Source organism: Bacteroides sp. 4_1_36, assembly GCF_003466325.1.
GTDB classification, from domain to species: Bacteria; Bacteroidota; Bacteroidia; order Bacteroidales; family Bacteroidaceae; genus Bacteroides; species Bacteroides uniformis.
Genome location: NZ_QSOX01000030.1, coordinates 1 through 14,305, shown reverse-complemented (window position 1 = coordinate 14,305; position 14,305 = coordinate 1). Strand labels below are relative to the sequence as shown.

General features: G+C 48.9%; 18 protein-coding genes. 1 reads left to right on the top strand and 17 read right to left on the bottom strand.

Annotated features, from left to right (window positions below):
- Nucleotides 1-31: 31 nt before the first annotated feature.
- Complete coding sequence (locus DXD65_RS19460) at nucleotides 32-958, bottom strand: hypothetical protein (RefSeq protein ID WP_008777839.1); 927 nt, start codon at nucleotides 956-958, stop codon at nucleotides 32-34.
- A 44-nt stretch (nucleotides 959-1,002) separates the two neighbouring features.
- Nucleotides 1,003-1,293: a DUF4120 family protein gene (locus DXD65_RS19455; protein ID WP_005647125.1), complete on the bottom strand. Its 291-nt coding sequence runs from the start codon at nucleotides 1,291-1,293 to the stop codon at nucleotides 1,003-1,005.
- Nucleotides 1,294-1,615: 322 nt separating this feature from the next.
- On the opposite strand from DXD65_RS19455, the gene DXD65_RS19450 reads away from it, so the two are divergent.
- A complete protein-coding gene (locus DXD65_RS19450; protein ID WP_005647127.1) occupies nucleotides 1,616-1,960 on the top strand; it encodes a hypothetical protein in 345 nt (114 codons plus the stop codon).
- A 60-nt stretch (nucleotides 1,961-2,020) separates the two neighbouring features.
- Here the strand turns inward: DXD65_RS19450 and DXD65_RS19445 are convergent, their stop codons facing one another.
- The 15 genes from DXD65_RS19445 to DXD65_RS19375 form a co-directional block, all read right to left on the bottom strand.
- Nucleotides 2,021-2,731 carry a hypothetical protein gene (locus DXD65_RS19445; protein ID WP_117689223.1) on the bottom strand — a complete coding sequence of 237 codons (711 nt, stop codon included), beginning with the start codon at nucleotides 2,729-2,731 and terminating at the stop codon, nucleotides 2,021-2,023.
- Between the two features lie 2 nt (nucleotides 2,732-2,733).
- Nucleotides 2,734-3,099 (bottom strand): hypothetical protein, encoded by a 366-nt coding sequence (locus tag DXD65_RS19440; protein ID WP_005647131.1) that lies wholly within the window; start codon nucleotides 3,097-3,099, stop codon nucleotides 2,734-2,736.
- A 10-nt stretch (nucleotides 3,100-3,109) separates the two neighbouring features.
- Nucleotides 3,110-4,132: an LPD29 domain-containing protein gene (locus tag DXD65_RS19435; protein WP_005647133.1), complete on the bottom strand. Its 1,023-nt coding sequence runs from the start codon at nucleotides 4,130-4,132 to the stop codon at nucleotides 3,110-3,112.
- A gap of 12 nt (nucleotides 4,133-4,144) precedes the next feature.
- A complete protein-coding gene (locus DXD65_RS19430; protein WP_005647134.1) occupies nucleotides 4,145-4,354 on the bottom strand; it encodes a hypothetical protein in 210 nt (69 codons plus the stop codon).
- Between the two features lies 1 nt (nucleotide 4,355).
- The gene (locus DXD65_RS19425; RefSeq protein WP_005647136.1) at nucleotides 4,356-4,988 is read right to left on the bottom strand and encodes a hypothetical protein; all 633 of its coding nucleotides are present in this window, start codon (nucleotides 4,986-4,988) and stop codon (nucleotides 4,356-4,358) included.
- Entirely contained in the window at nucleotides 4,985-5,572 is a 588-nt protein-coding gene (locus DXD65_RS19420) for a hypothetical protein (RefSeq protein WP_005647137.1), read from the bottom strand. The genes DXD65_RS19425 and DXD65_RS19420 overlap by 4 nt, the downstream gene beginning before the upstream one ends.
- Before the next feature lie 37 nt (nucleotides 5,573-5,609).
- Entirely contained in the window at nucleotides 5,610-6,539 is a 930-nt protein-coding gene (locus DXD65_RS19415; RefSeq protein ID WP_005647139.1) for a hypothetical protein, read from the bottom strand.
- Between the two features lie 90 nt (nucleotides 6,540-6,629).
- Nucleotides 6,630-6,917 carry a hypothetical protein gene (locus tag DXD65_RS19410; protein WP_005647140.1) on the bottom strand — a complete coding sequence of 96 codons (288 nt, stop codon included), beginning with the start codon at nucleotides 6,915-6,917 and terminating at the stop codon, nucleotides 6,630-6,632.
- Nucleotides 6,918-6,937: 20 nt separating this feature from the next.
- Nucleotides 6,938-7,306, bottom strand: a complete 369-nt coding sequence (locus DXD65_RS19405) for a hypothetical protein (protein ID WP_005647142.1) — start codon at nucleotides 7,304-7,306, stop codon at nucleotides 6,938-6,940.
- A gap of 12 nt (nucleotides 7,307-7,318) precedes the next feature.
- On the bottom strand, nucleotides 7,319-7,633 hold the full coding sequence (locus tag DXD65_RS19400) for a hypothetical protein (RefSeq protein ID WP_005647143.1): 315 nt from the start codon (nucleotides 7,631-7,633) through the stop codon (nucleotides 7,319-7,321).
- Nucleotides 7,634-7,653: 20 nt separating this feature from the next.
- Nucleotides 7,654-8,151 (bottom strand): hypothetical protein, encoded by a 498-nt coding sequence (locus DXD65_RS19395; RefSeq protein WP_005647144.1) that lies wholly within the window; start codon nucleotides 8,149-8,151, stop codon nucleotides 7,654-7,656.
- A gap of 11 nt (nucleotides 8,152-8,162) precedes the next feature.
- A complete protein-coding gene (locus DXD65_RS19390; RefSeq protein ID WP_034530148.1) occupies nucleotides 8,163-8,363 on the bottom strand; it encodes a hypothetical protein in 201 nt (66 codons plus the stop codon).
- 15 nt (nucleotides 8,364-8,378) lie between these two features.
- Nucleotides 8,379-11,381, bottom strand: coding sequence for an N-6 DNA methylase (locus tag DXD65_RS19385; RefSeq protein ID WP_117616066.1), 3,003 nt, complete (start codon nucleotides 11,379-11,381; stop codon nucleotides 8,379-8,381).
- Between the two features lie 79 nt (nucleotides 11,382-11,460).
- Complete coding sequence (locus DXD65_RS19380; RefSeq protein WP_008777842.1) at nucleotides 11,461-12,402, bottom strand: hypothetical protein; 942 nt, start codon at nucleotides 12,400-12,402, stop codon at nucleotides 11,461-11,463.
- A gap of 18 nt (nucleotides 12,403-12,420) precedes the next feature.
- A complete protein-coding gene (locus DXD65_RS19375) occupies nucleotides 12,421-13,248 on the bottom strand; it encodes a DUF4121 family protein (RefSeq protein ID WP_005647149.1) in 828 nt (275 codons plus the stop codon).
- Nucleotides 13,249-14,305 lie beyond the last annotated feature (1,057 nt).

Sequence of the window (14,305 nt, the reverse complement as noted above, 5' to 3'; positions counted from 1 at the left end):
CCTTATTTCTTTGGCTTGAGAAGCTTGCATGTCAGTTTATCGGAACGGCATCCTGTACTTCCACCTCTTCAGAGAGACGGGAAAGCAGGAGTTCCGCCATGGCTCCGTTCTGTGGAATAAGGGCCGGGAAGTCTGTCTTTCCAGGCTTATATATTTCAGTGGCCACGTTGTACAAATCCCATGCGGTAATCTGTCCCTTGCTCATGGCCAGTTTCAGCACCTCTTCCGTGAAGATGGAAATCTGGCTCTGGTTCAACGGGTAGGTTTCTACAGTGGATGACAGGTTTCTGTCCGAACTGTCATGGGAAACGCGCAAGGCTGTCAGCAAGCCGATGTACAGGTAGATTTCCTCCATCGGGATAATCCGGCGTTTCAACCGCTGAATCCTTGCAATGTCCTCGTTCATGTTCACCTCGAAATTGGCCAGCCAGCCGTCCACGGTTTCGAAGAGCTCATCGGTTGTCACCTTCTTTTTCCCGTAATTGCTGATGCTCCGCTGCGGTGAGAGGATGCACTGGTTATGGCATATCTTCACGCAGGGGCCTATGGCTGCCTGTATGCCGTCCTGGTGGTAGGCGACGACCAGTGTGGTTGTCAGCTCGTCCGTCTCCCAATCCCTGATCCGGATAGTAGCGAAAATACGGCGCAGGATATGGGCTTCCACGGCTTTTTCGCCATGTGTCTGTTCCACCTGCGGGAGGATGCTCACTCCCGGCTGTGTCTTGTTTCTGTTCTGGGCAGCGAAGATTTCTTCCACCTCATAATCGAGATTGTATTTCTCGCAGATGTCCATCATGCGCCGGATGACCTGGTAATGGTAGATGCCCTGCACCGGATTGTTGTAGATGTCATTTTCTTTATAGGTGCGTTGAAGTGTCTCGAAGTTCATCACTTCAATTCCGTTTTTCTGGAAGTCAAACTGCTGTTGTCTTTCCATTACTGTCAATGTCGTTTCCATATTGAATTGAATTTTATAAAGTTAATACTGTCGTTTGCCTCTCATCAGGTGTGTATCTGCCATCCATGGAACGGCTGTAGTGTCACGGCGAAAGAACGGTCCGGTATTCCGTGATAGAGCAGACCGCCCACGATGCCTGTCCTTCCGTCGGGATAGTGTTGGGTGAAGCCGAACGAGTATGGGGCATGGTCATAGTAGAGTGAAATTTCGCTGGGACAGTCAGGATTTTCCTCCCAGCTCTTCAACCGTTCCAGGCATTTCCGGAGTGAGGTGTCACCGATGGATTCGGCATAACGCTTAACATTCTCGAAATGTTCTTCATTCAGGATTTTCATGATTCATTGTATTTTATCTGTTAAACACGTCCGGCTCCGGGAGCCGGTATTTTTATTTCTCACCTGCCTGACTGTCCCGTGGCAGTACCCGCAAGGTTTGGCGAAAGAAAATACCGCAGCCGTCAGGCGAGGATGATTTTCTTTCAGCCAACCCCGCAAGGGGCCTGACCTTGACAGGGTACACCGGACACGGGACTACCTTTGCAGGGTGGGAAATAAAATACACGGTAGTGTGCTTTGCATGGTCTGTGGCGATTCTCTTCCTGATTTGTTCGCCATTGCCGGACAAAAGATGTATTTTTGCAATTCTAATTTCAGTTTTATGGAAAACTATATAAAGAAAGCGGCGGATGCTTTCCTTGTGGAGCGTCCGTACGGTATGCGTGTGGATTACAGGAAGAAAGGATTCGTGCTGTTTAACCGTAACCTCAATGTGTTGGGAAATGCGGAACAGACCCGTCTGGAAGAACTGCCTCTGGAGCGGTTCAATGTGGAGGAGATTCCGTTGGAGGGTGAAGTCGTGGAGGAACACGCAGGATTTACCGATGTATTCTTCTATACCGATCTGACCAATCCCTATGCCGGATATGTGCTGAATTTGCAAAAGCTTAAAGCCTATAACCGGTTGATGTTTCCGCTGGCAATGGCGCTGAACCGTGAATTGTGAGGCCGGAAGCCGGTAGCGGTAACAGCTGCATGGAGCAGACCTTTACCGCCCCGGATTTAATTATTTGCCCTCTTTTTCTGTAATGAACGCCAGATAGGCGGACACGGCCTTATGGCATCCGGTAAAGTCCGGAGTCCGGCAGCCCTTGATTTTCCGGGAACTGACGGTGCCGTTCCTGTCAATGCCCCTCACATGCCTGTTGAATGTCCCTTTGGTTCTGATATGGATGTCAAAACCGTCCCTTCCGGTGATTTCAAGGAACATTTCTCCCGTAATCCGTTCCCCGTCCAGGAATTTCCGTTTCTGTTCATTGAGTAGCCACTGATGTTGCTCTTCCTGCACTCTGCGCTCTTCCGCCTCTTTCTCCTTCTGCTCCCTGCGTTTCTGCTCCTGTATTCTTTTATACTCCTCACGGGCTTGCACCAGGGAAGTGGTGTCAAGTCCGAGAGCCTCGAACACGCGGACGGAGATCAAATTGACGAAGGCTCCTCTTTCCGCACTTTGAAGCGTATCCGCAATCCAGTTCCTGCAATAGGTGGCGGCTTCCTCTCTGCAACCTTCTCCCTTGAGAAACCGGCGTGAATACTGCCCGCTGGAAAAATAAACGTTTTCAATCCGGCAGACCACATGGAAACAGTCATCGTCTTCATTCCCGTCTTCGTTCTTTCTTGACAGGGAGAGATATACATTCTTCGCATACGGCTCCAGTTCCATATAAGAAGCCACGACGGTATTCCCGTCAGACTTGTACTTGAACACTTTTGCTTTCATTGTTACATTTTTTTTGATTGTCCGTTCATATAATCCGTAATTCTCATTTCCAGTTCATCGTATATCCGGTTGAACAGTTCCTGGTACTCTTCCAGAAAAGCCCCGTCCGTATCGCACATGTCTTCGAGTGTCTTTCCATTTGCACGGCACAGCTCCGTATCGGCCAGCTCACAGACAATCTCGCTGAGCATCGAGCGGTCCTTGTCTTCGGGAAGCAGCCCTCCTTTTTTCAGGAGGCAGTAGTTACGGATATTGATTCGCAAATACAGGTCCGCCTCTTTCCACCGTCCATCGGGAAAAAGAGAGAATGCCTGTTTCAGTCCGTCGGGCTGTCCGCCCCACCATTCGTTCAAATTGTTCGGTTCCATATTGATAAGTTTAATTGATTACTGTCTGTTTGGTTTGCCATTGCCGATGGGCGGTGATGTATTCCTGGCGTTCCTTCTCCAGTAACGCTTCTGCTTCGGGAGTGTAGCCGATAAAACGAATGTAACCGCCGTTATATCCGGTAAGCTTGCACCGAATACCGGCTTTCTCCAATTTGTCGATCCGTTTCTGAGCCAGTTTCGCGCTTGAATAATCCTTCGGCCAGAAATAATGCTCTCCGTGTGAGCCGTAATGGTCTTCTCCGAGTATCATTTCGCCGGAATGCCTCCTGTGTTCGATGAAATCAAAGCGGGCTGTGCCCAACGCCTGCCTGATGGCCTTATGTGCCGGACCTTCGGGATGCTTGAACACTTCCGGCTTGTCCTTCCCCTTGCAGTCAAGTTTCGGCAGTTCCACCTTGTAAGGCTTCCGGTAACTCCCTATAGCCAATGTCAGGTAGAAATTGGTATGGAAATAATCCGTCATCGCATCGCTGTCATCGAAGTTGTATGACATGACAAAGTCACAGACATTCAGCATCACCTCCTTGGCACGGTCTGTAAGATCGGGGTTCCGCTCTATGTTGTAGTGGTTGATATGATCCTGTACTTTGCCGGATTCCCTGGTGAACGCCTCAAAGTCCGCACTCATCAGTTTGATGTAAATGGAATTGTAGTTCTCCCGTCTGACGGAGAACTTATATCTCGGATAGGTTTCCTTTAGCCAGATTCTCACAAGTTCTACGATTTCAGGGGCATGTTGCCCTTTGTAGTTGCGACCTTTCCAACGGTATTCATTATACACGTACTCGGTATATTCCTTTGCCGTGGCACCCGGATAGTCATGTTCATACCCGGTTGATGCGGCAGAGACATCCGGTTTGTCTTTCCAGACTTCAAAGAGCCTTTCAAACTCGGTGTTCACCTGTTGCATGATGGCAGTGTCACCACCCTTGTCCGGGTGGTGCTGCAATGCCAGACGGCGGTATTCCTTCTTCAGGTCCGCCAATGAATGTATGTTATGAAAATAAGCCATAGCTATAGGTATTTATGCCCCTGCGAGGCGGTTGATAAAATATTCCTGGTTGTCAAGGTCAAGTCCGAGGTTGCTGCACGCCATTTCGATGTCATCTTCCCTCAGGTCGTCCGCCTCCTGCAACTCGCGCAGGTACCGGATTTCAGAATCCAAGTATTCCTGCGCTTCCATATGGCTGCAACTGCATGAGTTGCTAATCTGTTCAATGATGTTAATCTGCATATTATTCGTTTTTAGAATTATACCTGTTGTAAATTTCCCGTTTATGTTCGTAGTCCCGGCTGTTCCACCATTGGTCTGCCGCATCAATGAATGTCTGCGTGTTTTCGGAAGGCGGAGAGTCACAGACTTTCAACCCTGTGATTTGTTCCTTTGTTTCAAAACCGCACGACTCCCACCAGCCCTGCATCTTTTGTGTGAACTCCGCCTTAGTACAGAAAAAGACCTGAACGCCACATTCTTCGCACCATTTCCCATCGCACCACAGCCCGTTATTGTCATCATGCACATAGCTGATACGTTCATCCGTATTGGCGTTTATCCATGCTTGGATTTCCAACTGCCGTGAACCGCATTCTTTACAGACAAGGATGTCGGAATCGTCCGGCTCTTTTCTGAAAGCCCTGCCGTCATAGAGTGTAACGGCACGTTCCACGAGTAGTTTCTGGTTGTTTTCCGATAACTCGGCAAAGAACCGTTCCGCCGCGCCGAATATGGACTTGTCCGCCAATGCGGACCATTTATCCCAGAAGTGCCGGTACATATCTCCAAATACGACCTTGCATTCTTCCTTGCTCCAGGCGTTCCACATATAGTAGAAGAAGCTGGAGACAGCATTTTCCGCTTGATATTTCATTGTTCTTCAGCTTGTGGTTCTACTTTTTTGCTCTCTTCCAGTTGCTGCCATACAGCCTCATACATTCCGGAAAGCCAGTCGATGTTGCTGGCTCCGAGTTCGAACGGGCTGTAACATTCCACTTCATCACCGCTTTCTTTCTCTTCGGCAAGGACGGTCAGGCTGCTGTCCGTTACCCGGAGTCCTGTCACCCTGCATTCGTAGGGGTCTCCGTTCTTGCCAAACCATATCACCCAGACCGGGTCATAATCCTCTTCCGGAAACCGTATCGCGTTCATGGCATGGTCATGGAGCAACTGCCGTATCGCTTCGATGATGTCTTTTCGCAGTTCTTCGATCCTGTCTCCGAACACCGACATGGGGGATTTCCCGCCTCGCTGCCTTACGGAGAGAACCTGCAAGTCCGGATGACAACCGAACTTCCAGTCCGTCACTTCATCGTCATCCCGCGTTGTGTGGATGTTGCCGCCCAATACCAGACCGCAGTCTTCCGCCACCATGCTTTCCGCTTCTTCACGGTCTTCCGCCACCACTGTGTAAGTACCCTCGAAGATGTACCTTACTTTTACATCATATTTTCCCATAATCTTCTATGATTTGATTGTTGATCAGTTGATTTTATCAGGATACAATGCGAACCGCATCCCCGAAAAAGGAGTCGTCCACCCCATATACATGCCGGACCGAACAGTCATATTTGGAACGTTCGTCATCCAGCCGGAAGCGGAAACCATGATAGTCCTTGACTTCCAATTTCAGCTTTACGTCCCGTTTCAGTTCCATTTCAAGCAGGCTTCCACCACCATACGTCGAACTGAAAAGTCCGCAACAGTTGCCTTTGGGGATAATGACCTCTTTCAATGAAAAGTCGGCTTCATACAGCTCTTTCAGGCTTACCCTGCCGATGTAAGTCAGCAGGTTCGCCCCGCAGCAGGAATTGATAAGTTCCTCGTAGAATTGTTCGTAGGAAACCTGCTCCTTGCCGTTCCGGTTCTTACGGTTCGGGAAACGCCCGTAAGCCCTGTAGCCGTGTTCTGTCAGAATTTTCTTTACCCTCGCCGGATTGAGGTTAAGGCTGTCCACCATGTCCCCGAAGTAGGATTCCTCGTACCTGTAACCGCCTTGCGATTCAAACCGGTTGGAATTGATGCAGTCATAGTTGGAAAGCATTTCCACACGGATGGGGATGTCATCCGTATGCCTTACCAATTCCTTCACCACGTCCGAATCGTTGCGGCTGTAAATCTCGTCACGGATTTCATCTTCGTATTCATCGAAGAAGTCATCGACCGCTTCCCCGTCAAAGTCATGGAATACGGCACATTCCTCTTTCAGTTTCGCAATAATCTCACGGACAGCTTCCCATTCGGCATCGCTGTACCACTCGTCTGCCTTTTCCCACAAATGTTCGCGGCTCTTGCTGTCAAGGCATTTTTGAATCAGTCCGCAATGATTGTCAAGGTTGTCATTGTAGTCCGTCCATATTAGTGTATAGGCCGGTTCCATCAGGGATTTGATGAAATCCAATGTCAATGTTTTCTGTTCATCCATTTCTGTTACCTGTGTACGGCAGGATTCCTTTTCCCGTACATACCGTTATAAATGACGGAAGCGGCCTTCAAGCCGCCTCCGTGTTGTTTCCTAACCATACAGTTCCTTCACGATCTTGTCATATATTTCCTTTGCCATTTCCGTATTCCGGTTGAAGTGGAAATAAGCCGTGTATCTGTATCCTGTTCTTGGCACTCCTCCGCACTGCTGTATTGCCCTGTCTATCTCCCAGTCGATATCACCTATGCCAAGAGATATGCTTGTGCCATGCAGCATACACCGTGCGAGTTTCAATGCGGAATCTGTCTTGTCTTCCTTGCGCAACCGGTCGAAAGCCATCAGCGCGATTTGTCTGTTTGAAATCTTTATCTCTTCCATATATTTTGCATCTGTTTGGGTCAGACAATCCCGGTAAGTTGCCTGAATCGCGCAACTATTTCATTGCATTTGCTTTGGGCAAGTTCCTCATATTTTTTGCAAATGGCACAGTATGCCTTCCAAGGTTGGCCTCTAAGCTCGTGCTCGTATGAGGACCTGACCAATTCCGGATATTCTTCAAAAAGTGTCTTGAATGCTTTACGCCATTTGCGCCCTTGCCACAATCCGTTTGCTATCAATGTTATGAATTCAAACATCTGTTCGTCTGTTTTCACATCCAATGCATAAAAATGGTCTGTTGTCGGCCACACGTTGTTGGAATGCTGCCAAGTTTCTATCTGCTTGGTTTTGGCATTGTATGCCATTCTTGTAATTACCTGGTGACTCATATTGATATGTTTTTAGTTCATTACCGTATTGTCTCTTTTCCTGTCACGGCTTGCCAGCATCCCGAAATGGATGCTGAATATGCGCCGGCTGAAGCAGAGCGGCGAGTTGTATTCCACCCGTTGCCACAGGGTAAAGTGGTTGTCGGAGAATGACCATCTGAAATATCCTGACAACGAGCCGAATAGCGGATTGGCATTCCTGTTTATCAGGAACCTGTTCACATCCACGATGTGCCCTGCCGTCAGGAGAATGTTCAGTATCTCCACAAACGCCATTTGCGAATAGGGGTCAACCGGCATTACCGGTCCTTTGAAGTTGATTTCCATCTTGTATATGTTTATATGCTTTAATCGTAATTGTCATCGAATACCTCGAAACGGGGAATACCCGTGTCGAAATAGTTGCTTGATATGCCCGGACAGTACAGCAGGCTGTCATCCCCGCTGTCCGGGCAAGGCTCATCGTCGATATAGGCCGCATTTCCATAAAGTTCGATATAGTGCGCCACCAGCAGGTGCGGGTCTTCCGTACTGATGTCATGCCCGTAACGGTCACACCAGTCGAAGAAGCAATCCTTGTCGGGTTCCTCCAGCTGTTCCATCGCCTCCCTTATCTCGAAGAAGTTGGGACACAGCCATTCCCGGTTGATGAGCAGGTCCGGGATTTCCTCCCATTTCGTGTACCTGTATTCCGGAGTTTCCTCTTCGGGGAACAGTTCGGAGCAGGTGCACAGGAATTCCCCCATGTCGCCGAAGTCGGACATTTGCAGCAGGTTGTCTTTTTCCTGCCCCATGTCTATGAGATGCTGCGTGGTCACTGCCACTTCTGCCTGATTCAAGTCCATGATATTCTTCATTATAGTTTATGATTCGGAACCGGGGATTTCATTCCACAGGCTCCAAAAGGTCCGCACCCCGGCAGTGCAGGGTTTTTCGGGAAAATACCGGAGCCTCCGGCGAGGATGATTTTCCCGAAAACCGCTTGCGGCATGACCTTGCCCTGCCGGTAAGGGGGCGGGCTACCTTTGCCTGTGGAATGGAATCTGCGGTTTCTCATTTGTTTTTCCATTTTTCAGTTCATGATGCGCTGGCTTCCCCAGCTGATATGTATTTTCCCTTCGCTGTCACGCTCCCTGACCAGCAGGCTCTCGATGACGGACATGGTGACGTCGAACTCCTCGAAGATTTCCGACTGTTCCTTTACTTCGCCCGTCTTGATGAACTCGTTCAGCCGCTCTTTGGTAAGCACCAGCGCCATCAGGTTCTGCTCCACGGAGTCCTTGTAGGTGACATAATGCACGTCCTTCAGCTCTTTGGAGTCGAGACGGATGAAACGGAAGTAGAACTGCTCCATCTTCGGGATGTTCCATTGCAGGGATTCAAGTATCACGTCGTTGCAGGTGGGTATGTTCACCGAACTGCTCAGGCTCTGCTGCGTGCATACCAGTATGCCGTTGATGGTGGAATCGAACTCCGTCACGATGCTTTGCCGTTTCTTGAACGCCACGTCGCCCTTGACCACAAATACGGGACGGTCAGGAAAACATTCGCGGAGACGGCTCTCGTAAAGGTCGAATGCGGCTATGGACGTGCAGCCGACAGCCACTTTGCCGGGTATCTTCCGTACCAGCCTTTCGATGTACCTTGTCTTGTTCGGAATCCCGTCTCCGGAATAGCCCTCTATCAGGTGTGGGACGGAGCAGGCCTTGATGAGCAGCTTGATCTGGCGCATAAGCCGGAGTCCGGCATCCTTCTTTGCATCCCCCGTGCTGTTGTAATACAGTTCGCAGATGCGGCAGAACTCCTCGATGATGACACGGTAAACCTCACGCTCGCTGTCGGACGGGCTGACGGTATGTGTCCGTATCTTGTATTTTTCTCCTGCAAAGTCCCTGAACTTGCGTGTAATGACGGTCTTCCCGATAAGGCCGGCCAGCTCCTCCTTGTTATAGACATCCTGGTTCTGCTTCTCAATGCCGAACACGGTGGATTTCCCCGGACAGTGGCAGGCACGGAAAAGCACATGCCCCCTGAAAGCGGGGAACGGCTCACCATAGTGCGGATTGTTATCTTCCTCTATCTCCTTGTCCCTGTTCTCGTGGTACACCCGACTGCTCCAACAGACCATGTTTATGGAATTGTTATACAACAGCTCAAACTGGCTGTACAGTTCGGCGATGTTGTTGCGTGTGGTCGTACCGGTGTCGAGTATCTTGTATTTGAGGCGGCGGAAGAGACCGAGGATATGCCTTGTACGTTGTGACGACGGGTTGGTTATCTCGTCCGACTCGTCGAAAACAAGGCACAGTTTTCTTGAACTGCGTTTGACGAACCTTGCCATGCCCCGTTTCAGCTTGCCGAGCATGGAGGTGGATAGGACGATGAACACGTCTTCCGGCACAGTTTCCAGGTCGGCATTGTTCCTTGCCACCCGGAACTGTTCCCTGTTTATCGAGAGGAAGGGTATCCATGTCATATTGGTGGCGATGGCAGGAGCCAGTATGATGACATTCCGTACTTTGCGGAATTTGAGCAGGTATTTGGCACGATGGTACACGGCGGCAGTCTTGCCAGAGCCTTGCTGCCAGTTCAGCAGCGCGTGGCGTTTCTGCAAGACAAGGTTCAGGTCGTGTTTCTGGAGCGTGGTAAACTCGCAGGTCTCGCCGTCCTTGTTGATGAATGCACACCGGTCCAGGTATTCTTTCAGCCTGTCATCTTCTTCCATTTCCGGGAACAGCCGGTTCTGCATTTCGTACTCTCTCCGCTTGCGTCGGATCAGTTTCTCCGCCGCACGGATTTGACGCATGTTCTTTTCTGTCGGCACTTCCGGTATGGGCAGTTCAGTACGTTCCAGCACGAGGTCGTTGATACTTGCCGCCTTGTGCGGAACTTTGTCAAGGAGTCGCGGAGCATATTGTTTCAGTTTGAAGCCGTATGAGGTCTTCACCAATGCCACTTCCTTGCGAGGTACGGTATTTTGCGAGGTGATGTACCTGCGGATGACGGCAAGCACTTTCTTCGGGGTCAGTTTGTTCTTCTCCCATTGCTCCACCTGCTCCCGCGTGGCGTTCTCAGGCGGTTTCTGGTTACGGAACTTCGTGACCAACGCTTCCGCCTTGTCTATATGTTTGTTCAACTTGGCGTGCGCCTTCAGCTCGTACATGTACTTGGCAAGTTTGTACTCGAACAGCTCAAGTTCTTCCTTGTCGATCCGGTTGGTTTCGCGCATCAGGTCGAAACGCAACCGGTGTTTCATCGCCCTGGCCTCGCCGATGCGCTTTTTCAGCTCGTCCGCCGTTATGAATTCTTCCGCGTTGTAAGCCTGCATCTTGATGTGGCCCGATTTACGGAGAAATACCATGATTTTCGTATTGAAGTCATGGACTCCGACTGCGGCAAAGGCTGACGGGCCCAACTTCGTCTGACCGACAAATGAGAATCTGCCGTTTATACCGGCTATCCGTGTCTTCTCCCAGAACCCGCTCTGCATGAAGGAACAGGGCACGATGACCATCAGGATTCCTGCCGGATTGAGCACATCGTAAGCCTTGTCCATATAGTATTCCTGCGACAGTTTGTAGTCGAACTTCAAGTTAAAAGGAGGATTGCCGATGATAACATCGAAACGTTGTTCCGGATAGTATTGCCGGATGTCGCATTTCTCGATATGGGCTTCCGGGTAGAGGTATCGTGCGACAGACACGGCCTTGCCGTCTATGTCGAAGCCGTAGGCATTATGCGGGTTGGGCAGATGGTTGAAGAAATTGCCCATACCGCAACACATGTCAAGAACCATTTCGGATGAGACAGGACACAGCATATCCACCATGTCCCGGCATATTTCATGCGGGGTGAAGAACTGTCCCATCTCGAACTCCTTCTTCGCTTCGGCATACTCGTGGTAGCTGGCAAAGTCGGACTGTTTGAGGTTGTGCAGCCCTCCGATACCGGTATAGCAGTTGTAGATGCTCTCCGCCGGAATGAGGTCCTTGCCGGAGTCTATGGCGAAAAGTATCTTCTCGTTGACTTCGGCACGCATACCTTGCGGTATCTGTTGGGGGATGATGGCATACATGACTTTATCTGTTTATCGTTAAAAATGAAAACACCCCGCAAGGATTGCCTTACGGGGTGCTGTGTAAATCTTATCATGGTCAGTTTTCTCTTAGGGTGATTTCATCCAGATGCAGACGCTTGAAACAACTTTCGGCTGCCGCACTGTCCTTGAACCGGACATCGATACGTCCGTTCTTGTAGAATCGGATTTGCTCGGCATTGGTGGTCGTAAGGTCGTACCAGTCTGTGACAGAAATGTCGTTGTCATCAAAACGGATAATCATCTTTGAATTTCCATTCAGTATGTCATCCGCACCGTAGGCAATGCCGGCACACAGGGTTTCCAGTTCTCCGCCGTAGTTGTAGGAGATTCTGTTCCTTTGGTTGTATTGCATGGAAAAATCGTCGAAACGGATGATTTCGGGAAAGATTATCTTGTCCTTCTTCAACTCCGTCTTGACTTTGCTCCAGTATGCCGGTCTGACAACTTTGCTCAGGCGTGCGAGCAGTTCTTCCACGGCCGTTTCCCGGAAACTCTTGCCGCCCAAGTGTTCGATGACTACATCTACATATGTGTCATAAACAGGACGGAAGCCCATCGGAAGTTTTTTTTCGTCTATTTTATACTCAGGAACCGACACTTTGTAAGTCCTGTTGAAATAAGAAATGATGCGGTTCGCAAAATTCGCGTTGGCGTTTCGGTTCTTATCCACCAGATCGTTAATCAGATCAAACGGTTTGAACTCGTTGTGTGAATAGTCTTCCCTGTCGTTATGGTAAGTGTAGAAATCACGCATGGAAACCTTGCCGTTTTCTTCGTAATGGAACTTACGTTCGGCTTGGTATTGTTCGGCTTCTTCCTTGAAGACGGCGTACCAGCGGTCAATCTGGTCGAGTGTCTTGTAAAGCAGGTTTTGCTGCGTCTGGCAATAGACACGGTCCTGTTCCGTAATCTTGTCCTCGTTTCTCACTTGTACGCTCAGAATGCCTTGAAGCAGGTCGGGAGCGTTGCCGGCCTTGGGTGCTGTTGTCGTTTGCATATCTGTTAGGGTTAAATGTTAAAAATTATCCGGTTTAATCCGGTAGAAATAAGTGATGTGCTTTTCCATGTCCTTGACTATCTTGACCTGCTCGGGATGGAAGTTGAGCCTCCTCGTTTCGATCGGGGCATTAAACGTTTCCCATTCGGCGGAAGGTAAGAACACATATTCCCGACGGAAACACCATAACACGATTTGATTATCCCAATTTCCCTTGAACACCGTTCCTTCGTAGTCCTTCAGGAACTGCCGGAACTCGGCTTCGTCCCGAAAAGCGATGTCAAAGCCTTGATAGAGATTGCCGTTTTCCGATTCCTCCCTTTTGTGTAGGTAGAACTTCCGGTAGGTCTCGGTCGTGAAATCTCCATACCTGGGATTGGGTTCGGCATAAAACCATAACGGTACCTTAGCCAGAAATGACACCGAACCGTTGGCGCAAGCACCGCAATGCCCCCAGTCCTTGAACACCCCTTCCGTCCATTTCAGGAATTTCAGTTCCTCCGGATTCACGGAATGGAATGCGCCTCCGCTGACACTCAGACGGATATTGCCGTCCTCTTCCCACACGAAAGGCACATACGGCTGTTCGCATACGGAAAGATATCCTTCTTTTGCACTCCTGCTGTCAATAAGGGCGTTTCCGTAATAATCCCCGTGTTCGGTTACATATACCAGCCTGTCGCCGATTTGAGGTGTAATTTCGGAGCGTGTCCGCTCAATGAGTTCAACATAATTGTTGGCCATATCCACATCTTTCTGTGTCAGCCAATGCTGGTGGTCGTATGAAACATTCCGCTCTCTGAGTGTTTCGATACTGTACTTTTCTTTTGTTACCTGCTGTGACATAACAATTTATTTTTAGTGATCCGGCTTTTCGGGGCCGGAGTTCCCGTAACTACAGGCCATAAAAGGTCGTGTCCCGTACATGCAAGGTTGGCGGGAAAAATACCGCAAGCCCTCCGGGCGAGGATGATTTTTCCACGACACCCGGAGGGCTTGACCTTGCTTGTACGAGCAGGACACGGGTTACCTTTGCCTGTGAGTTACGGGGATTCGGCTACGGTATGGCTGTCATGTCCGCTGTATATGTTTCTTGAAATGACCGTGATATTTTATGCCCGAAAATTACCGGCAATCACGAAAAAATGCTACCTTTGCATCAAGAAAAAAGAGTTATTTGAAAGCATGAGGAATATAGTGATTCTAAACAGCTTGGAATTTTCTTATCCGTTGCCCGTTCTCATGCGAGTTTTCTACAAAGCGTTGATAATCAAATAAGATACTTCAGATTACAACAAATATAGGCAAATGAAAGCAAATCACAACGCTATGACTGATGTACAGTATGTGGATATGCTGTTTCCAATGGTTCAAAGATAGCAAAATGAAAGCAAATCACAACCCTCGGTAATGTCGGTAGCAGATTCACATGGCTGTTTCCAATGGTTCAAAGATACTAAAATGAAAGCAAATCACAACAGCAGGGTTTCAGTTACTACAAGGCGGAGAGCTGTTTCCAATGGTTCAAAGATACTAAAATGAAAGCAAATCACAACATTCGTCCTCTGTATTAAGAATATTATCAAGCTGTTTCCAATGGTTCAAAGATACTAAAATGAAAGCAAATCACAACGTGTGTGTGCGTGTCTGTGTGTGTATTAGTTTTCCAAAGATAGTGAATCTTAATAAGAATCTCTCTGATTTCCCTACTATTTGGTATCTTTACACGCTTTTCTTTATACATGAGTACTGACTATAAATAAATCATATTGTGGAAATAACCCAACGCATTCGTCTCCTCCTTTCCGAAATGAACCGGGGAGTATACGAAAAAGAAACTGAAATAATGTCTTTTCCTGATTTAGCTAGACGCTTTTTCTTTTTATAACCGATATCAGTAGAC